Source organism: Kutzneria sp. 744 (genome assembly GCF_000568255.1).
GTDB lineage: Bacteria > Actinomycetota > Actinomycetes > Mycobacteriales > Pseudonocardiaceae > Kutzneria.
This window is the reverse complement of the sequence record NZ_KK037166.1, coordinates 6,650,538-6,669,895: the sequence shown is the minus strand read 5'-3', so window position 1 is coordinate 6,669,895 and position 19,358 is coordinate 6,650,538. Positions and strand designations below refer to the sequence as shown.

At 70.2% G+C, this 19,358-nt stretch carries 20 protein-coding genes and 1 pseudogene; 3 read left to right on the top strand and 18 right to left on the bottom strand.

The genetic code is table 11. The features are described 5' to 3' along the window. Positions 1-32 precede the first annotated feature (32 nt). The 9 genes from KUTG_RS30455 to guaB all read right to left on the bottom strand — a co-directional run bounded on the left by KUTG_RS30455 (position 33) and on the right by guaB (position 9,250). Positions 33-1,556 carry an FAD-binding oxidoreductase gene (locus KUTG_RS30455; protein ID WP_043721638.1) on the bottom strand — a complete coding sequence of 508 codons (1,524 nt, stop codon included), beginning with the start codon at positions 1,554-1,556 and terminating at the stop codon, positions 33-35. Between the two features lie 176 nt (positions 1,557-1,732). Further along, complete coding sequence (locus tag KUTG_RS30450) at positions 1,733-2,524, bottom strand: nucleotidyl transferase AbiEii/AbiGii toxin family protein (protein WP_043721635.1); 792 nt, start codon at positions 2,522-2,524, stop codon at positions 1,733-1,735. Beyond that, complete coding sequence (locus KUTG_RS30445; RefSeq protein ID WP_052396710.1) at positions 2,517-3,143, bottom strand: type IV toxin-antitoxin system AbiEi family antitoxin; 627 nt, start codon at positions 3,141-3,143, stop codon at positions 2,517-2,519. Before KUTG_RS30445 ends, KUTG_RS30450 begins: the two co-directional genes overlap by 8 nt. A gap of 78 nt (positions 3,144-3,221) precedes the next feature. Further along, entirely contained in the window at positions 3,222-4,913 is a 1,692-nt protein-coding gene (locus KUTG_RS30440; protein ID WP_043721631.1) for a GMC family oxidoreductase, read from the bottom strand. A gap of 40 nt (positions 4,914-4,953) precedes the next feature. Beyond that, complete coding sequence (locus KUTG_RS30435) at positions 4,954-5,403, bottom strand: hypothetical protein (RefSeq protein WP_043721629.1); 450 nt, start codon at positions 5,401-5,403, stop codon at positions 4,954-4,956. Continuing rightward, complete coding sequence (locus KUTG_RS30430; protein WP_043721627.1) at positions 5,400-5,714, bottom strand: PadR family transcriptional regulator; 315 nt, start codon at positions 5,712-5,714, stop codon at positions 5,400-5,402. Before KUTG_RS30430 ends, KUTG_RS30435 begins: the two co-directional genes overlap by 4 nt. Positions 5,715-5,780: 66 nt before the next feature. Continuing rightward, the gene (locus KUTG_RS61815; protein WP_052395582.1) at positions 5,781-6,275 is read right to left on the bottom strand and encodes a GNAT family N-acetyltransferase; all 495 of its coding nucleotides are present in this window, start codon (positions 6,273-6,275) and stop codon (positions 5,781-5,783) included. Beyond that, positions 6,272-7,402, bottom strand: coding sequence for a GuaB3 family IMP dehydrogenase-related protein (locus KUTG_RS30420; RefSeq protein ID WP_043721624.1), 1,131 nt, complete (start codon positions 7,400-7,402; stop codon positions 6,272-6,274). Before KUTG_RS30420 ends, KUTG_RS61815 begins: the two co-directional genes overlap by 4 nt. A 324-nt stretch (positions 7,403-7,726) precedes the next feature. Beyond that, positions 7,727-9,250 (bottom strand): IMP dehydrogenase, encoded by a 1,524-nt coding sequence (gene guaB, locus KUTG_RS30415; RefSeq protein WP_052395581.1) that lies wholly within the window; start codon positions 9,248-9,250, stop codon positions 7,727-7,729. A 116-nt stretch (positions 9,251-9,366) separates the two neighbouring features. On the opposite strand from guaB, the gene KUTG_RS30410 reads away from it, so the two are divergent. Further along, the gene (locus tag KUTG_RS30410; protein ID WP_043721620.1) at positions 9,367-9,759 is read left to right on the top strand and encodes a DUF5319 domain-containing protein; all 393 of its coding nucleotides are present in this window, start codon (positions 9,367-9,369) and stop codon (positions 9,757-9,759) included. Between the two features lie 72 nt (positions 9,760-9,831). Here the strand turns inward: KUTG_RS30410 and KUTG_RS30405 are convergent, their stop codons facing one another. The 5 genes from KUTG_RS30405 to KUTG_RS30385 all read right to left on the bottom strand — a co-directional run bounded on the left by KUTG_RS30405 (position 9,832) and on the right by KUTG_RS30385 (position 14,758). After that, complete coding sequence (locus KUTG_RS30405) at positions 9,832-10,716, bottom strand: anti-sigma-D factor RsdA (protein ID WP_043721618.1); 885 nt, start codon at positions 10,714-10,716, stop codon at positions 9,832-9,834. A gap of 538 nt (positions 10,717-11,254) precedes the next feature. Next, positions 11,255-11,827 carry a sigma-70 family RNA polymerase sigma factor gene (locus KUTG_RS30400; RefSeq protein ID WP_043721615.1) on the bottom strand — a complete coding sequence of 191 codons (573 nt, stop codon included), beginning with the start codon at positions 11,825-11,827 and terminating at the stop codon, positions 11,255-11,257. A 327-nt stretch (positions 11,828-12,154) separates the two neighbouring features. Continuing rightward, complete coding sequence (locus tag KUTG_RS30395; protein ID WP_015805222.1) at positions 12,155-12,751, bottom strand: response regulator transcription factor; 597 nt, start codon at positions 12,749-12,751, stop codon at positions 12,155-12,157. Between the two features lie 146 nt (positions 12,752-12,897). Beyond that, positions 12,898-13,746 (bottom strand): hypothetical protein, encoded by an 849-nt coding sequence (locus KUTG_RS30390; RefSeq protein ID WP_043721611.1) that lies wholly within the window; start codon positions 13,744-13,746, stop codon positions 12,898-12,900. Further along, positions 13,739-14,758, bottom strand: a complete 1,020-nt coding sequence (locus KUTG_RS30385) for a MerR family transcriptional regulator (RefSeq protein ID WP_084579976.1) — start codon at positions 14,756-14,758, stop codon at positions 13,739-13,741. Before KUTG_RS30385 ends, KUTG_RS30390 begins: the two co-directional genes overlap by 8 nt. Before the next feature lie 210 nt (positions 14,759-14,968). On the opposite strand from KUTG_RS30385, the gene KUTG_RS30380 reads away from it, so the two are divergent. Beyond that, on the top strand, positions 14,969-15,268 hold the full coding sequence (locus tag KUTG_RS30380; RefSeq protein ID WP_043731137.1) for a WhiB family transcriptional regulator: 300 nt from the start codon (positions 14,969-14,971) through the stop codon (positions 15,266-15,268). A gap of 102 nt (positions 15,269-15,370) precedes the next feature. Next, positions 15,371-15,658: a PLD nuclease N-terminal domain-containing protein gene (locus KUTG_RS30375; protein ID WP_198047360.1), complete on the top strand. Its 288-nt coding sequence runs from the start codon at positions 15,371-15,373 to the stop codon at positions 15,656-15,658. A gap of 177 nt (positions 15,659-15,835) precedes the next feature. Here the strand turns inward: KUTG_RS30375 and groL are convergent. The 4 genes and pseudogenes from groL to KUTG_RS30355 form a co-directional block, all read right to left on the bottom strand. Then, positions 15,836-17,459, bottom strand: a pseudogene (groL, locus tag KUTG_RS30370) (chaperonin GroEL). 85 nt (positions 17,460-17,544) lie between these two features. Next, entirely contained in the window at positions 17,545-17,838 is a 294-nt protein-coding gene (groES, locus tag KUTG_RS30365; protein WP_025361320.1) for a co-chaperone GroES, read from the bottom strand. 180 nt (positions 17,839-18,018) lie between these two features. After that, positions 18,019-19,074, bottom strand: a complete 1,056-nt coding sequence (gene tsaD, locus KUTG_RS30360; RefSeq protein ID WP_043721609.1) for a tRNA (adenosine(37)-N6)-threonylcarbamoyltransferase complex transferase subunit TsaD — start codon at positions 19,072-19,074, stop codon at positions 18,019-18,021. Continuing rightward, on the bottom strand, positions 19,071-19,358 hold a 288-nt coding region (locus KUTG_RS30355; RefSeq protein WP_157495645.1), incomplete at its 5' end, for a GNAT family N-acetyltransferase. The genes KUTG_RS30355 and tsaD, both read right to left, overlap by 4 nt.

Sequence of the window (19,358 nt, the reverse complement as noted above, 5' to 3'; positions counted from 1 at the left end):
CGGGAAGGTCGCGGCTGGCGCCTAGCCCGTTACTACGCCTTGGTCACTGACTGGTCGAAGGTCAGCACGCCGTCCGGGTCGTACTGCTGGGCGACCTTGCGCAGCCGGGCGAGGTTGGGGCCGTAGTAGGCGGTGCCCCAGTTGGCGAGGCCGGTGTCGATGTAGTTGACGTAGGCCCCGTCACCGATGACCGAGCCGAGGTTGTCGCGGACCTCGCCGACGGCGGTGCGGGCGGAGGCGGCGGTCGAGCCCTGGTAGATCTGGGCGGTGGCGAGGGCTCCGCGGTGCGGGAAGGCGGTGTCGGAGGGGCCGACCCGGCCGGCGGCGCCGCCGATGCTGTCCAGCAGCACGTCCATGCCGCTGCGGCCGGCCATCACCTCGGCGAACTTTCCGGTGTCGGCCAACGGTTTGGCCAGTACGCGGGAGGTCGCCGTGAAGGATTCCCTTTTCAGCACGCCGTTTCCGTTCCAGCTCGGCGAGCACTGGGCGGTGCTGTACGAGGAGCAGCCGCCGAAGTACTTCATGGCGTCCAAATAGGACTTGGACAGCGAGTACTGGTTGGTCGGCTGGGTGCCGGTGGCCGAGATCAGCTTGTTCAGCAAGGGAGTCAGCCCGCCCGGCGTGCCGACGAAGCAGCCGGTGATGTGACAGGTCGGCGGATTGCCGCCGGAGACGGCCAGCGTCGTCCACAGCTCGTCGGGGGCCGTCGGGATGAATTGCTGCCAGCCGCCGAGCACATCGGCGACCGAGCCGCCCGGGAACTGGAGCTGGAACACCGTCAGCTGCGGCGCTTCCTCGGTCCGGAAGGTGAAGGAGGTGACGATGCCGAAGTTGCCGCCGCCCCCGCCGCGCAGCGCCCAGAACAGGTCCGGCTCCTGCGAGGCCGACACCGTGCGCAGCTTGCCGTCCCCCGTGACGATCTGCGCCGACACCAGCTTGTCGCAGGTCAGGCCGTACTTCGTGGTCAGCACGCCGACGCCGCCGCCCAGCGTGAGGCCGCCGATGCCGACCGTCGGGCACGACCCCGCCGGCAGACACCGGCCCGCGTCCGCCAGCGCCGCGTACACGTCCATCAGCCGCGCACCGGCCCCGATCGTCGCGGTGCCGTCCGGCTTCACCTGAACGTCTTTCATGGCACCGAGATCCACCACCAGGCCACTGTCCGGTGTGGAGTATCCGGTGTAGCTGTGGCCGCCGCTGCGGGCCGCGACCGGGATCCTCGACGCGTACGCCTGGGCCACGCAGGCCTGCACGTCGCTCGGGTTCGCCACCTGGACCACCGCTGCCGGCTTCCGGCTGTCGAACAGCGGGTTGTACGCCAGCTTCGCCGTCGCGTACGCCGCGTCCTCCGGCAGCACCAGCTTGCCCGCTAGCTGGCTGCGCAGCTTCGCCCAGTCCGGCGGCACCGCCGGCGGCCTCGTCGTGGTGGTCGGCGTCACCGTCGTCGACGACGACGCCACCAGGCCCGGCTGCCCGCCCGGCGCGCACGCCTCCAGCGCGACCGCCGTCGCCCCCAACCCGGCCACCTGCATGAACGCCCGCCGACTGATCGCCATCTGGACACCTCCTGACCCGAGGACGCGTCGGAACCGCCCGCGTTGCCCAGTCTCGCAACGATCAGTCGTGGCCGCTGTATGACAGCCCGGGACCGCTCACCGGCCTTTACGTGCTGTCCTGGCCGCATGCTCCGGTGACACCTGCCGTGCTCCGCATCTCACCGGCGGGCTGAGCACTAGGCGAACGGATCGGGCGGAAGCCGCCAGTCGAGCGCTGCCGCGTACGCCCCACGCACCTTGGCCAGGCATTCCTCGGCCGCCGGCAGCGTTCTGGTCTGGTGTGCCAGCTGCACATTCCAATCGAGCGCGGACGGCAACGATCGAAATCCGTAGGGGGCGACGGTCGCGCCGGTGATCCGTCGGACCCGGTCCGCGGTCTCGGCGGTGAGCGCGCCGAGCATCGCGAGACCCCAGAGGTCGTACAGGTCGCGAGCCTTGCTCCGGTCCAACCATGCGGCGGTCTTCATGCCCGCGAACGACATCAGCGTGGGCACTCGCAGCTCGATCGGTCTGTTGATGTCCCGATATCGCGGACTTACCTCGCGGATCGAAGCCGGCCATTGCGCGAACGCCCGATGCTTGGTCGCGTCGAGCAGCTGGACACGAACGCGAAGCCCGTCGGCGGTCACCAGTTGACCTGGGTCGACGGACCGGCCCGACCGCAACGGTGGGTCCCATGTCGTGCCCGGAAACTCACGCCGCAGCAGCCGCGGAAGCCGCTCGTCGATCTCGGCCGCGACACCGGACCGGTCCACGGCATACAGGTCGATGTCCTCCGACAGCCGCGCCCCGATCTCCGGATCCGTGAGAAAGGTGCGGGCCAGTGCGGTGCCACCGAAAAAGGTCACCGGCAGATCCATCGTCGACAACGCCAGCAGCACGTGACTGATCAGGTGATCCCTGCGCACCTGGCTGTCCGCGACGCCGTACTCGGCCGCCACGGCGGCGAGTTCCTCGGGCTCAAGCACGGTCCACGTCCAATTCGGCCTGTATCCGGCGCAGCGCCGACGGCAGGTGCTGCCGTTCGGCCAACTCCGCCACCAGGGCCAGGTCCGCACGGCGTCCCAGCGCCACCATCGTTTCGGCGAAATCACCGAGATGGGGGCCGAACCGGTGGGGACGGGCCGCGATGTCCAGCAGGGTCTGTTCGATCGTCGTCACCCATCCGGTGACCAGTTCGGTCTCGACCCGTTCGACGTCGAGGCGATTGGTGTCTCGCTTGACGAAGCCGATCTCACCGACATCCGTGTGCAGCACGGGACGCTGCTTGGGAACAGCGACGGTCGCCGCCGCAACGGCTCGCGGAACCGCACCATGGTGGCGAGCGGCACTGACACCCATCAGCGCGACGGCATCGGTCCCGTAATCGACGATCGCGACGCCAAGGGCGACGGCTTCCAGCTCCGGCCGCCAGGCATCCATCCCGAGCCGGTTCAGCGGTTTCACCGCGTAGTAGCCGGTGGCGAGTCGGACGATCACACCGTTCTCGACCAACCTGGCCATCTCGGCGTGCGGGTGCGCATACACGCCAGCGGTGTCCCGAGGCCGGACGACCCGGTTGGCTCGACGCGCCAGCACGGCGGGCACGCCGGCCGCTCTTTCGCCCATGAGTATCACCTCCCTAGGCTTGAAGCCTAGTCTCATGATACTGAATCGCGAAAGAACCTAGCCCAGACGCAGGGCTCCCGGGGCGTCGGCCGGGACGACGGGCTGTTTGGGGGCGACGGGGGGCAGCCGGCGGTACTGGGAACCGGCAGCCGGGCGCTGGTCCGGCTCACCCTTGTTGGGCCAGAGGGAGAAGGCGCGCTCGGCCTGGGCGGTGATGGTCAGGGACGGGTTGACGCCGAGGTTGGCGGAGATGGCGGCGCCGTCCACGACGGACAGGCCGGGGTGGCCGAAGACGCGGTGGTAGGGGTCGATGACGCCGTCGGAGGCGGAGGTGCCGATGGCGCAGCCGCCGATGAAGTGGGCGGTGAGGGGGATGTTGGCCAGCTCGCCCCAGGTGCCGCCGGGGACGCCGCCGATGTGCTTGGCGGCGAGCTGGTTGGCGAGGTGGCCGGCGGGGATGAAGGCGGGATTGGGCTCGCCGTGCCCCTGCTTGGAGGTGAGCTTGCCCCGCCGGGTGTAGGTGGTGATGGAGTTGTCGAGGCTCTGCATCACCAACAGGATCACGGTCCGCTCGCTCCACCGGTGCACGGAGAGCATGCGGGCGGTGATGACGGGGTGCCGCACGGCGTAGCGGAGGAACTGACGCCAGCGGGGAGTGGGCAGGGAGCCGTCGGTGGCGATGGTCTGGAGCAGCCCCATGGCGTTGCTGCCCTTGCCGTAGCGAACGGGCTCGATGTGGGTGGTGGCGTCGGGGTGGATGGACGACGTGATGGCCACGCCCCGGCTGAAGTCCTGCGAGGCGTCGAAGCTGAGCCGGCCGGCGCCGATGATGGCCTCGGAGTTGGTACGGGTGAGTTCGCCGAGACGCGAAGACAACCGCGGCAGGGCGCCGGAGTCACGCATCTGGTGCAGGAGGTTCTGGGTGCCCCAGGTCCCGGCGGCCAGCACGACCTGGCCGGCGGTGATCGAGGAGCGGCCGCCGAAGCGGGCGCCGGTGCGGCGGGTGTCGACCCGCCAGGTGCCGTCGGAGAGCTCACGCAGCCCGGTCACGGTGGTCATGGGCAGCACCTGCGCCCCGGCCCGCTCGGCCAGGTACAGGTAGTTCTTGACCAGGGTGTTCTTGGCCCCGACCCGGCAGCCGGTCATGCACGAGCCGCACTCGGTGCAGCCGGTGCGCGAAGGGCCGACGCCGCCGAAGAAGGGGTCGGGCACGGTCTTGCCGGGCTCGCCGAAGTGCACGCCGACCGGGGTCGGGTGGTACGAGTCGGAGATGCCCATGTCGGCGGCGACCTGCTGCATGACCCGGTCGGACGGCGTGGTGGTGGGGTTGGTGACCACGCCGAGCATGCGGCTGGCCTGGTCGTAGAACGGGGAGAGCTCGGCCTCCCAGTCCGTGATGTGGGCCCACTGCGGATCGGCGAAGAACGGCTTGAGCGGCCGGTACAGGGTGTTGGCGTACACCAGCGACCCGCCGCCCACACCGGCCCCGGCCAGCACCATGACGTTGCGCAGGGTGTGGATGCGCTGGATGCCGTAGCAGCCCAGCTGCGGGGCCCACAGGAACTTGCGCAGGTCCCACGAGGTCTTGGCGAACTCCTCGTCGCTGAACCGCCGCCCCGCCTCCAGCACGGCGACCTTGTAGCCCTTCTCGGTCAGCCGCAGTGCGGCGACGCTGCCGCCGAAGCCGGAGCCGACCACCACGACGTCGTAGTCGACAGCAGCACCGTTGCTACTCGTCAGTAGGCCCATACAGCGAGGCTAAGTGGAACCGGCCGGTTCCACCAGCCCTTCAGTGCCGGCGGGCCACCAGCCTGCGCACCCCGCCGCCCAGCTGAGCAGCGACAACCGCCGGCACCACGAGCACGAACAGCCACGGGTCACCACCCAGGTGGGCAACGCCGACGGCCGCGCCGACCACCAGGCCGGTCAGCCACGCCAGCCTGGGCGCGGCGACGCCCATCAGCGTTGCCACGAGCAGCAGCACCGCCAGGACGACCTGCCCGGCGTCGTCAGACGTGCCGATCCGGTCAACGGTCGCCACCGCGGACGCGGCGACGACCACGCCGGCGAGGTAGCCGCCGACGCGTAGCCAACTCTGACTGAGCACGAACCACACACCGCCGGCGATCCAGGCGGCACGGCGTTCGGCCGGTACCGCGTGCAACTCGGCGAGCAGCGCCTGGCCCAACTCCCGACGATTCGGCGGCAGCAGCCGGAGGACGACCGCCAACAGCCTCATGACGCACCCTCGATCGCCGGTCGCGGCACGGCCGCCCGCACGGGTTCGCGGCCGACGTCGGCCGCCCGCTGCACACCCGAGGCAGTCAGCCGGTAGAGGTGCCGGCGCGGCCGCCCCTCCGGCGGGTCGGGCTCCCAGCGGGTCTCCAGCAGCCCCCGGTCGGCCAAGCGGCCCAGGATCGGGTACAGCGTGCCGGAGGCCAGCTCGGTCTCCTTGGCGATGTCGTAGCCGTGCCGCCAGGTCGACGGGTCACGGTGCAGCGCGGCCAGCACGGCGCGGGTCTGCGGAGATGCGTCAGGACGGGCGGGCATGCCGCAAGGCTACCTATGTAGACCTTGAAGGTCTACATAGGTAGCCGACCCCATCGGCACGAACTTTCAGAGATCGGTCCGCAGCACGCCGTACATGACCATGTCCTTGCGGACACCGCCGCGGGTATGGGCCCCACGGATCAAGCCCTCGCGGAGCAGGCCGGCCTTCTCCAGCGCCCGCTGCTCGGCGATGTTCTCCACGTCGGTGCCGGCCTCGATCCGACCGTACGGCGTGGTGGCGAACAGGTGCTCCACCAGCAGCCGCTGCGAGAGCGAGCCGACACCACGACCACGGGCCGACGGCAGCAGCCCGATGCCGATGTTCCAGGCCACACAGCCGACGGTCGGCCCGTACATCACGGCATGCCAGCTGACCAGGCCCAGCCGGTCGCGGGTGGCGGTGTCCACCACCAGCAGCCGGTGGATCTGCACCTTGACCAGGTCGTGCACCCGCTCGCCGTCGTCGGGCTCGAAGTCGCCGTTGTACCGCTCCCGGACGTAGTCCACGTCCTCCTGGGTCGGCTCGACCAGCGCGACGCCGTCCCGCTCCACGAGGGTCACCCGCGCACCGTGAGGCCGACCTTCTGGAACTCCTTCAGGTCGGAGTAGCCGGTCTTGGCCATCGCCCGCTTGAGCGCGCCGAACAGGTTCACGGCGCCGTCCGGGTCGGCCGACGGCCCGAACAGCAGGGTCCGCAGGTCCACCTCGGCCTCGGCGCCGACGGTGACCCGCGACCGCGGCACCGACGGGTGCGCGGCGGCCGAGGTCCAGTACAGGCCCTGGCCGGGCGCCTCGGTGGCGGCCGACAGCGACTCGCCCAGCATCACGGCGTCGGCGCCGCAGGCGATGGACTTGGCGATGTCGCCGCTGGAGTGCACGCCGCCGTCGGCGATCACGTGCACGTACCGGCCGCCGGTCTCGTCGAGGTAGTCACGGCGGGCCGCCGCCGCGTCGGCGATGGCCGTGGCCATCGGCACGCCGATGCCCAGCACGGCGTCGGTGGTGGTGACGCCGCTGGAGTGCCCGTAGCCGACGATCACACCCGCCGCGCCGGTGCGCATCAGGTGCATGGCGGTGCGGTAGTCGCCGACGCCGCCGGCGATCACCGGCACGTCCAGGTCGGCGATGAACTGCTTGAGGTTGATCGGCTCGCCGTCGCGGGCCACGTGCTCGGCCGACACGATCGTGCCCTGCAGCACCAGGATCTCCACGCCCGCGGCCAGCAGGTCCGGCGTGAGCTCGGCGGCCCGCTGCGGGCTGACCCGCACCGCGACGGTGACGCCGGAGTCCCGCACCTGCTTGATCGCCTCGGCGAGCAGGTCGGCCTGGATCGGCGCCGAGTGCAGCTCCTGGAGCAGCCGGGTGACGGCCAGCGGGTCGTCCTCCTCGGCTGCCCGGGTCAGCCGGAACATGGCGTCCTCGACGTCGCTGTGCCGGGCCCAGAGGCCCTCGGCGTTGAGCACGCCCATGCCGCCCAGCTCGCCGATCGCGACCGCCGTGCGCGGCGAGACCACCGCGTCCGACGGGTGCGTGATCAGCGGGATGTCGAAGCGGTAGGCGTCGATCTGCCACGCCGTCGACACGTCCTTGGACGACCGTGTCCGGCGCGACGGGATGATCTCGACGTCGTCCAGCTCGTAAGCCCGCCGCGCGGAGCGACCCATCCCGATTTCGACCAAGTCCCGCACGGCGAGTCCCTCCTCAAGGCAACCGGCACAGGATATGTGACCCGCTCACACGCTGATCCGCGAGGCCGCGCCGGTGCCTGGACCGTCGCCGGATTTCGATCGCCCGCCATCCGACACGACCCACCACCAAGCCGACGCGGGCGATCGAAATCCGGCAAGGGAAGGCACCGGTCACGAGCGGCCTTGACGATTTTTGTAGTAAGGCTTCGGCATTACATGGATTCATTTTCACGGTAAATCGCTGGAGCTGTGGTCATGGCGCGGCGATGCCTGGTCCTCATTCGTGCGTAGTTTCGTGCGGGACCTTATGGCTGACGATTAGCCTTACTTCCAACATACGGAACTACGTACTGGAGTATCGATACAGACCCAATTAACATCTGCGTGCGGGTGAGACTCCTTCAGACCGGCGGCGGTGATGCGCACCAGCTGCTTGGTCTGGAGCTCGGCGACGGAGCTGGAGCCGGTGTAGCCCATGCCGGCCCGCAGGCCGCCGATGAGCTGGTGGGTGACCTGGGACAGCGGGCCACGGAACGGCACCCGGCCCTCGATGCCCTCGGGGACCAGCTTGTCCTCGTTGAGCACGTCGTCCTGGAAGTAGCGGTCCTTGGAGTAGGACTTGGCCTCGCCGCGGGACTGCATGGCGCCCAGCGAGCCCATGCCGCGGTAGATCTTGAACTGCTTGCCGTTGACCAGGATCAGGTCGCCGGGGGCCTCGGCGGTGCCGCCGAGCAGGCCGCCGATCATCACCGCGCTGGCGCCGGCGGCGATGGCCTTGGCGATGTCGCCGGAGTACTGGATGCCGCCGTCGGCGATCACCGGCACGCCGGCCGGGCGGCAGGCCTGGTCGGCCTCGTAGACGGCGCTGATCTGCGGCACGCCGACGCCGGCGACGACGCGGGTGGTGCAGATCGAGCCGGGGCCGACGCCGACCTTCACGCCGTCCGCGCCCGCGTCCACCATGGCCTGCGCGCCGACCCGGGTCGCCACGTTGCCGCCGACGATGTCGACGGTCTCGCCGAGGTCCTTCTTCAGCCGCGCGACCATCTCCAGCACGCTGCGGGAGTGGCCGTGCGCGGTGTCCACCATCAGCACGTCCACGCCGGCCTCGGCCAGGCTCATGGCCCGGCTGTAGGAGTCCTCGCCGACGCCGACCGCGGCGCCGCAGATGAGGCGGCCGTCCGGGTCCTTGGTGGCGTTCGGGTACTGCTCCGTCTTGACGAAGTCCTTGACGGTGATCAGGCCGCGCAGCTTGCCGTTGCCGTCCACGATGGGCAGCTTCTCGATCTTGTGCCGACGCAGCAGGCCCAGCGCGGCCTCCGCGGACACGCCGACCTGGGCGGTCACCAGCGGGCCCTTGGTCATGACCTCGCTCACCGGCCGGCTGTGGTCCACCTCGAACCGCATGTCCCGGTTGGTGATGATGCCGATGAGCTTGCCGTCGGGGTCGGTCACCGGCACGCCGGAGATGCGGAACTTGGCGCACAGCCGGTCGACCTCGGCCAGCGTGGCGTCGGGGGCGCAGGTCACCGGGTCGGTGACCATGCCGGCCTCGGACCGCTTGACCACCTCGGCCTGCGCGGTCTGGTCCTCGATCGACAGGTTGCGGTGCAGCACGCCGATGCCGCCCTGGCGGGCCATGGCGATGGCCATCCTGGCCTCGGTCACGGTGTCCATGGCCGCGGACACCAGCGGAATGCGCAGCGTCACGTTGCGGGAAAGCTTGGTCGAGGTGTCGACCTGGCTCGGGATGACGTCGGACTCGGCGGGCAGCAGCAGCACGTCGTCGAAGGTCAGTCCGAGCAGGGCGAACTTCGACGGCGTTTCCTGAGCGGGGAGCTCGGTCATGATTCGGGCCTCTGGCCTTCCTGCACTGACTACAAAGGGTGGATTTTCGCAGGCGGAGCGCCTCTGACCATGGTATCGGGAGCCAGGGGTGGACCGGCGCGGTACCGTGCGGGGTCGTGCCGCACGACGCGTTGCCTCCAGACCCCTTCGCGGGCGACCCCGACGACCCCGCTCGGGCGCTGCGCGATGCCGACGACCACGACCATGAGCACGATCCGATCGGCGAGGAGGAACGCGCCGAGCTGATCAACGACCTCAGCGACCTGGCCGTCTACCAGGCCCTCCTCCAGCCGCGCGGGGTCCGCGGCGTGGTGGTGGACTGCGGCGACTGCGACGAGCCGCACTACCACGACTGGGCCCTGTTGCAGGCCAGCCTCGAACAGCTGCTGCACGACGGCCACATGCGGCCGCACGAGCCGGCCTTCGATCCGGACCCGGCCTGCTACGTGAGCTGGGAGTACTGCCGGGGCTACGCCGACGGCGTCAACGAGCGGGAGAGCGCCCGCTGAACTGCGACCAAGCTCACAGTGTGACGTGAAAAGGGCGGTTCCCGAGGGAACCGCCCTTTTCGCTGAAATCGGTCAGCTGGTCGGCGTGCTGTTGGCCGACGAGTTGCCGCTGCCGGGCGGATCGTCGCTCGGCACGGGCGGGTCGTTCTTGCCGCTGCCGGCGCTGTTCGACGCGCTGCTCGACGTGGTCGTCGTCGTGGTGGTGGTCGTGGTCGTGGTGGTCGTCGTGGTCGGCGTCGGCGACGTCGTGGTGGTCGTCGGCACCGTCGTCGTGGTGGTGGTGACCGAGGTCAGCGACGGCGACGTGGGCTGCTGCGGCGAGGACGGAGGCGTCGACGTGCTCGTGTTCAGCTCGTTGACCAGGCTCTCGTGGGTCTTCGACAGCTGCGTGCGGCCGTCCTCGTTGGACACCAGCGGCAGCGAGCTCCCGGCGTTGGCCAGCGCCGTGCGGGCGTCGCCGATGCGGCCCTGGTTGAGCGCCGAGCGGGCGGCGTTCAGGTCGGACTCGACGGCGACCGCGGCCTCGACCGAGTGCGCGTGGTCGGTGTAGAGCATCTGGGTCAGCCCCCAGAGGGCGTCACCGGGCCTGGCGTCGCGCGCGGCCAGGCTGACGCCGGTGAAGGCGATCGCCAGGACCGCGGCCGCGGTGGCCAGCGGGACCAGCAGGGGACGTCGGCGGCGCGCGGACCGCCGCGCGGCGAGCACCGTCTCGGCCGCGGTCTCGGTGTCCACCAGCTCGCCGAAGGGCTCGCCGTCGACATCGCGGCGCCAGGACAGCAGCAGCGCGCTCAGCTCGTGGCCGGCGAGCGCGGAGTTCAGTTCGGGATTGCCCCCGCCCAGTGCGTCCAGCAGCGCGTCGTCGGCACGCACCGCGCCCAGGTCGACCGGCACCTCGGCGGCGCCGAACTCGAACCCGTTGATCGATTCGGGGTACAGCGGGTCATCACCGGTGAGCACCGGTCTGCTCCCGCCAAGACTGCCCGAGAAATGGCCTCTCATCGGCCACTCTCTCTTGGCGGCATCCTCATCGCCGGGCCCGTGCTGCTCGAGTGCGGGCTGCAGAGAACAAGGTATCCAAGCACATAGTTGTACCAATTGGACGCTGAGTAAAAACTATAGCCAACACCGATGGTCATTCGTTTCACGCGGGATTGACACTGACCTCGAACGCTCGGGTGCTGGGGCGCGAGAATTGAACGGATAGGTCAAGATATAGCGCAGACGGAGCAGCCAACCTGTACAGCCCACAAGTCAAATTTGCCAGAGCGATCTGAAACTGAGGGAAAAACGGGACACGGCAAAGCTACAATCCCCTTTGGGCACGGGACCACGACTGTCGGCTCGGCAAACATCTCAATAGTTGCCCAATGATCACCATAATACAGGAGTATCCACACCTAAACTTCATTTTGGGATGTGCTGAAGTACATGAATGTCCACAACGTAACTAAGTATCGCGTGGCCCCGAATTGCCGGGCCCGTGCTGCTCGGACATTCAGACCACCTCCTCCGCTGCCAGCGTCTTGCGTAGTCGTGCCAACGCGCGGTGCTGCGCGACGCGCACCGCGCCCGGGGTCGAGCCAACCGCGTCCGCCGTCTCCTCGGCCGAGAGCCCGACGACCACCCGGAGCAACAGGATCTCCCGCTGCTTGGCGGGCAGGATGCGCAACAGCTGCGCCATCCGCTCGGACAGCTCGCCGTGCATGGCGCGCTGCTCGGGCCCGGCGTCGGTCTCCGGGGCGTCCGGGACCTCGGGCACGGGCTCGGAGCGGTTGCGGGCAGCCGCCCGATGGGCGTCGGCGACCTTGTGCGCGGCGATGCCGTACACAAAGGCGAGAAAGGGTCGGCCTTGGTCGCGGTAACCAGGCAGAGCCGTGAGCACCGCGAGACACACCTCCTGGGCGACGTCGTCCGCCGAGGCGAAAGACCTCTCCTGCCTGCCGACACGGGCGCGGCAGTACCGCACCACCAAAGGGCGGACAGACGCCAGGACACGCTCGATGGCCTGGCGGTCGCCATCAACGGCAGCGCTCACTGCGGCGTCCAGTCCGTCCCCCGTAGTGCTCATCGCAGACAACAGCCCTGGTGTTACTTCTGGGCACACCGACGCGGTCGGCGTGCGAGACGTTGGTCGCTCAACCCGGTCGGGACTCACCGTACCGGGCGACACCGACGGATGTAACGCTGCGACGGGTCACCCTTGGTCACGGAAAGTCGCGTCCGACCGTAGACACGGACCAGTCCAGCCCAACGGATCGCTGAGCTGGACCAATGGGGGTGGCATGAGTGACGGCGTGAGTAGCGGGGAGACACGGTCCCCGCTCTCCGCCCGGGGACGCCCGGTGTGACTGTGGCGTCCCCGACACTGGCGGCGGTGCTGGCCGAAAAGACGAACCTACGAGACAAGACCGCGACGGAAGCCGTGCGCGACGGCCTGGGCGCGGTCACGGACGCCGAGCTTGCGGAACAGCCGGCGGGCGTGCGTCTTGACGGTGTCCTCGGACAGGTACAGCTCGCGGCCGATCTGTCCGTTGCTCTTGCCCTGGCTCATGCCCCGCAGCACCTGGAGCTCGCGCTCCGTGAGCTGCACGCCCGGGTCGGACGGCTGGCGGGGCGCCGGCACCGAGGTGCTGGCCAGCGTGTGAGCGAGGGCGGCGACCAGCTCCGGCCGGGACGCGTCCCAGCGCAGGTAGCCGCGGGCTCCGCCGGCGATGGCGGCGGCGATGCTGCCGGCGTCGTCCGGCGCTCCGAAAACGATGACGTTGGCCTGAGGGTTGGCCGAGACCAGCCGGCGGGTCGCCTCGACACCGGTCGGCACGGCGCGCTGGGTTCCCACCAGTACGACATCCACCGGCTGCCGGGAGAACCGCGCCAACAACTCGTCACCGTGTGCCACACAGTCGATGCGACTGACCCCAGGGACTGCCGACATGACACGCGTCAGCCCCTCCCGCACGCTGCGGCGGTCATCGCAGATCAAGACCGTAGTCACGGGGACTCCTTTCCGACAGCCGAGTGACGTTCCACTTCCCCTATCGGACGCCGGGCCGGGAACCTTGACACGATCCGGTGCTTAATCCGTCAAGTAGTTCGCCCGGATGTCCGCCAGGCCGGGTTCCCCGGAACGGAGCAGCGGGCTCACGGCACCCAGACGGAGGCCGCCGCGAGCGTTCGGGCGGCCGGATCGGCTCGGAGCAACACGCAGCTCAGCACCCCTTTAGCCCGTTCGAGCCAGGCATCGGCCCCATCGGGTCGCAGGTGGGCCAGCAGCAGTGCGCAGGGCCACACCAGGGGGTGTAGTCCCAGCACCTCGTTGTGACGCACATCACACTCCAACAGGGCTTCAGCCCGCTCTTTCGAGACCCCGTCGTGCAGATTAGTGAGCGTCGCGGCCAGCACCATCCGGGACTTGACGCGGTGCCGGATCGCCCCTGCGGCGGTCGCGGTGTCCACCGCCCGCTGGGCCGGCTCCAGGGCCTCTTCCGGCCGGCCGGAGGCCAACTCGATCTCCGCGCGGACCCAGTCCAGCCGCACCCCCGACCGCCAGCGGTGACCGCCGAATCGCTCGACCGTGTCGGCCGCCACCACATGCAGGCGACGGGCGGGCCCGCCGACACCGATCGCATCCGCCGCGAGCCCCGTGAGCGCGTCCGCGAGGGCCCCGGCGGCGTCCACGCAGTCGGGGTCGTCGGCGACCGGTTCCACGCCGGCCAGCCGGGCCAGGGCCTCCCCGTCCAGCCGCCGGGCGGCGGCGTGACCACCCACCTGGCGGCGTTGGGAGGCCAGCGTGCTCGCGGCCAGTGACGCCAGCACCGGATCGGAGGTGTGCCGCAGCTCCGTCAGCAACGCCGTGGCGGCGGCGTAGCGGCCCTGGCCGCCGAGCACCACGGCGGCCAGCCAGCGCTGCCGTGGCGTGCCCAGGACGGCCTTGCTGACGTCCGCGCCGGGACTGCCGCCGAAGGCCGCGTCCCTCAGGTACTCATCCATCGGCGCCCAGCAACACATAGGAAATGCGGTCCACGGCGGCGGACAGCGAGTCCAGCGGCTCCGCGTGCGGCGGCAGCTTGCTCTGCTGCCAGCCGGGGCCGCCGACGAACAGCCGGATCCGCTGCCGGGTGCGTGGCAACTCCGTCAACAAGGTGCAGTGGGCGTACCTGGGTAGCTGAGCCCAGAGCAAGACCGCCGCGGGCGCGATCCGCCGGATGGCCGCTCCCAATGCGTCGGCCGGCAGCGCCGCCCCGAGCATCATCGTGCCGACGCCCTTCTGCGCCAGCGCGGCGGCCAGGGCCTGCAGCGGGAGGCTGTGCTGCTCCTCCGGCACGCACGCGAGCAGCACCGGCCGCGGATTCACCGGCACCGGGGCCCCGATCTGGGCCGCCGACAACGCGGCGGAGACACATTGCGTGAACAGGTGCTCAACCTCGACGCCCTCGCCCGAGTGACGCCAGCGCTGGGCGATGCCCGTGAGCACGGGCCGGATCATGGTGTTCCAGGTGACGAGCACGCCGAACTCGGCCAGGGCGTCCCGCAGCAGCTGCTGCACGGCTGCGGCGTCCATGGCCATCACGGCCCGGCCGAGGCCGCGCGCCTGCCGGCTCACACCCGGCAGCCGCAGCACCCGGCCGCCGGTGCTGACCTGCTCGCCGTCGTCCGCGTCGCCGCCGACGATCAGCTCCGGCAACTCGGCCGGCGGGGGCTGCACGGTCAGCCTTTGCTCGGGCAACGTGCTGCTCAACGCGTAGCGGGCGGCCTCGGCCGGTGACGCTCCGCGCAGCAACGCCCGCTGCATGAGTTCCAACCGGGCGATGTCCCGATCTCCGTACCGGCGGTGCCGACCGGTCGTGTGATCGGTCGGGCCGAGGCCGTAGCGGCGGTCCCAGGTGCGCAGCGTCGCCGGCGCTACGCCGAGCCGCCTGGCAACTGCCGCAACGGAGAGCATCGGTTCGCCGGTGGCGCGCTCCCGTGGAACGGGCTCCGGCTGAGTCGTCACGGTGGACATGGTCCGGGCACCTTCTCACAGCGGCAACTCACGTCACTCGGTGTGACCTGCGCCACCAGACGTGGACGGCGTTGATCACTCGTCGGCAGGAATGAACAACTTCCCGCCCGAACACTCTTGAACAAGTTTTGGCGCGGTTCTACGGTGATCACAGTTAAGCCATACGGAGCAACCACGATGGGCACCGACCCGGCGAGGAGGCGGTTCTCGATGGCAGACACCCGGAGGCTCCCCGGTCCGAACGCGGACGTGTGGGACTGGCAGTTGGACGGCAACTGCCGGGGCATGGACAGCGCCTTCTTTTTTCATCCGGACGGCGAGCGTGGGCCGGCCCGGTCCCGGCGTGAAGCCCGGGCGAAGGCCGTCTGCCAGAGCTGCCCGGTGCTGGACATGTGCCGCCGGCACGCACTGGCCGTCCAGGAGCCGTACGGCATCTGGGGCGGCATGTCCGAGTCCGAGCGGGACACCATCCTGAAGTCGAGGCGTCGTCAGCTCGTTCTCACGTCGTAGGCCTGAGGTATGACCCGACGACCATCTCCGCGGTGGACGCCCGATGACGGCCGCCCGCCCTAACTTCGTTCCTATCGACGGGGACGTAAGGGGATGGTCGGGATGCCCAGCACGGCGGTAGTGCAGTTCGGACAGATGTTCGCCGGGGTGGCGCTGGTCGGGCTGGCCGCGCTGGCCATCGCCCATGTGCTGATCGCCGTGCTGGCGGTGGTGGGCGTGATCGGGTCACGCCAGAACGCCGGCATGAAGATCGTGTGGTTCCTGCTGATCTGGGCCATGCCGCTGATCGGCAGCGTGATGTGGTTCCTCGTCGGCCGCCGCGAGCACCGCTCCCAATGGGATCCGGCCGAGTCTTTGCCGCGCGTTCCGCGCGGGGCGGCTTCGCTCTGATCCGGCGCCTCGCCCTTGCCACATTTTCGAGCGCCGCATTGGGCTCGGTGGTGGGGCGCGCAGGTGGCGGCGCTCGAAAATGTGCCAACCGTGCGAAGCACCGGCGCGAAGCCGCGCTCAGCATGGAAAGTGCCCCCTCCGTTCTCGGGAGGGGGCACTTCTCGTCTGCCTCAGATCTCAGTGGCCGTGGCCGTGGCCGTGCCCGTGGCCCGCGTCGGCCGGCTCGTCTTCCTTCTTCTCCACGACGGCGCTCTCCGTGGTGAGCACCATGCGGGCGATGGAGGCGGCGTTGGCGATCGCGGAGCGGGTCACCTTCACCGGGTCGATGACGCCGGCGCCCAGCAGGTCGCCGTACTCCAGGGTGGCGGCGTTGAAGCCGGAGCCCCACTCCAGGTCTGCGACCTTGGACGTGACGACCGCGCCCTCAAGGCCGGCGTTGCTGGCGATCCAGTACAGCGGCGCGGACAGGGCGTCACGCACGATGCGCACGCCGGTGGCCTCGTCGCCGGTCAGGCCCAGGTTGTCGGCCAGCTCCTTGGCCGCGTGCACCAGGGCGGAACCGCCGCCGGGCACGATGCCCTCCTCGACCGCGGCCTTGGTGGCGGCGACCGCGTCCTCGATGCGGTGCTTTGCGCTCCTTCATCTCGGTCTCGGGGGGCGGCGCCGACCGTGATCACCGCGACGCCGCCGGACAGCTTAGCCAGCCGCTCCTGCAGCTTCTCGCGGTCCCAGTCGGAGTCGGGGCCTCGATCTCCTTGCGGAGCTGCTCCACCCGGCCCGCGACGTCGTCGGACTTGCCGCCGCCGTCGACGATCGTGGTGTTGTCCTTGGTGACGTGCACGCGCCGGACGGTGCCCAGCACCTCCAGGCCCACCTCGGACAGCTTCAGGCCGACCTCGGCCGCCACGACCTGGGCGCCGGTGACGGTGGCCAGGTCGTCCAGGAACGCCTTGCGGCGGTCGCCGAAGTAGGGGGCCTTCACCGCGACGACCTTGATCGTCTTGCGGATCGAGTTGACCACCAGCGTGGACAGGGCCTCGCCCTCGAGGTCCTCGGCCACGATCAGCAGCGGCTTGCCCGACTGCGCGACCTTCTCCAGCACCGGCAGCAGGTCGGCCAGGGCCGAGATCTTCTCGCGGTGCAGCAGGACGTAGGCGTCGTCGTAGACGGCCTCCTGCGTCTCCGGGTCGGTGGCGAAGTAGGCGGAGATGTAGCCCTTGTCGAACTGGACACCCTCGGTGATCTCCAGCTCGGTGGCCAGCGTCGAGGACTCCTCGATCGTGATGACGCCGTCCTCGCCGACCTTCTCGATGGCCTCGCCGAGCAGCGCGCCGATCGAGGAGTCGCGGGAGGAGACCGTGCCGACCTGGGCGACGTTGTCGCGGCCCTTGATCGGGGTGGCCTTGTTCTTCAGGAACTCCACCACGTGGTCGACGGCGGCCTGCATGCCGCGGCCGAGCGAGGTGGGGTTGGCGCCGGCGGCCACGTTGCGCAGGCCGACCCGGACCAGGGCCTGGGCCAGCACCGTCGCGGTGGTGGTGCCGTCGCCGGCGATGTCGTTGGTCTTGGTGGCGACGCTCTTGGCCAGCTGGGCGCCGAGGTTCTCGAACGAGTCCTCGAGCTCGATCTCGCGGGCCACGGTCACGCCGTCGAGGGTGACGGTCGGGCCGCCGAACTTCTTGTCCAGCACCACGTGCCGGCCGCGCGGGCCGAGGGTGACCTTGACGGCGTCGGCCAGCTTGTTGACGCCGCGCTCCAGAGCCCGACGAGCGTCCTCGTCGAAGCTGATCTGCTTGGGCATTACGAGCCTTTCTCAGGTTTTAAGCACACAGGCGCCCCAGCGGCCCGGAGTGGGCTGCCGGGGCGCCTGAGCGGAGAAAGCAGCGTCAGTTGATGACGGCCAGCACGTCGCGCGCGGAGAGGATGAGGTACTCCTCGCCGTTGTGCTTGAGCTCCGTGCCGCCGTACTTCGAGTAGACGACGACGTCGCCGACCGCGACGTCCAGCGGGACACGGTTGCCCTTGTCGTCAATGCGACCCGGGCCCACGGCCAGGACCTTGCCCTCCTGGGGCTTCTCCTTGGCGGTGTCCGGGATGACAAGACCGGAAGCGGTCGTCGTCTCGGCCTCGTTGGCCTGGACGAGGATCTTGTCCTCGAGCGGCTTGATGTTCACGCTCACCGGGTTGACCTCCACGGTCGTCGAAAGCGTTGGCAGGTACCGACGGCGCCTGCCACCCCGCCGTCGCGGGGGCCGGGGCGGTAGTTGGTGCCGTGCGACTAGCACTCTACCCACGCGAGTGCCAGCGCTTCAACTGGCACCCTTGGAGCCGCCTCCGGCGCGGCCCCACCCACCTGCTTGTCACATGATCTGAACCTGGGACACCGGCAGGCCCGGATCGGTGGCCAGATCCAGCCCCGACGGCTCCGCGTCGGCGGCCACCAGGTGGGCGCCGACGGCGGCGATCATGGCGCCGTTGTCGGTGCAGAGGCGGGGGCGAGGCACGCGCAGGGTGATGCCGGCGGCGGCGCAGCGCTCGGCGGCCAGGCCCGAGAGGCGGGAGTTGGCGGCGACGCCGCCGGAGATGACGAGGGTGTCGAGGCCGAGGTCCTTGACGGCGCGGATGGCCTTGCCGGTGAGCACGTCGGCGACGGCCTCCTGGAACGAGGCGGCGACGTCGGCCAGCGGCACCTCGAGGCCGTCCCGCTCGCGGTTCTCGACCCAGCGGGCGACGGCGGTCTTGAGGCCCGAGAAGGAGAAGTCGTACTTGGCGTCGCGCTGGCCGGTCAGGCCGCGCGGGAAGGCGATGGCGCAGCCGTTGCCGGTCTTGGCCAGCTTGTCGATGGGCGGACCGCCGGGATAGGGCAGGTCGAGCACGCGGGCGACCTTGTCGTAGGCCTCGCCGGCGGCGTCGTCGATGGTGGAGCCGATCTCGGTGATCTTGCCGGCCAGGTCCTCGACCAGCAGCAGCTGCGAGTGCCCGCCGGAGACCAGCAGCGCGACGCAGGGCGACGGCAGCGGGCCGTGCTCCAGGGTGTCGGCGGCGACGTGCCCGGCCAGGTGGTTGACGCCGTAGAGCGGCTTGTCGAGCGCGGCGGCGTAGGCCTTGGCGGCGGAGACGCCGACCAGCAGCGCGCCGGCCAGGCCGGGCCCGGCGGTGACGGCGATGGAGTGCACGTCGGCCAGGGTCAGTCCGGACTTCTCCAGCGCCCGGCCCATGGTCGGGATCATGGCCTCCAGGTGCGCGCGGCTGGCCACCTCGGGCACCACGCCGCCGAAGCGGACGTGCTGCTCGACGCTGGAGGCCACCTCGTCGGCCAGCAGCTGCATGGAGCCGTCCGCGCCGAGCCGGACGATGCCCACCCCGGTCTCGTCGCACGAGGACTCGATGCCCAGCACGATGCGGTCGCCGGTCACGACTTCTCCTCCTGTCGGACCGCCGCGGGGCGGCCCATGGTGTACGCGTCCGCCCCGGACGGTTGGTAGTACCTGCGGCGCAGCCCCAGCTGCTCGAAGCCGCGCGACCGGTACAACGCTATGGCCACGTCGTTGTCGGTGCGAACCTCGAGGAACACCGGCGCCGCGACCTCGTCGGCCCGGGCCAGCAGCGCCTCGAACAGCGCCTTGCCCACGCCACGGCCCTGCCATTCGGTGTCCACGGCGATGGTCTGCACGCTGCCCTCGTAGTCGGGCGCGCGGCC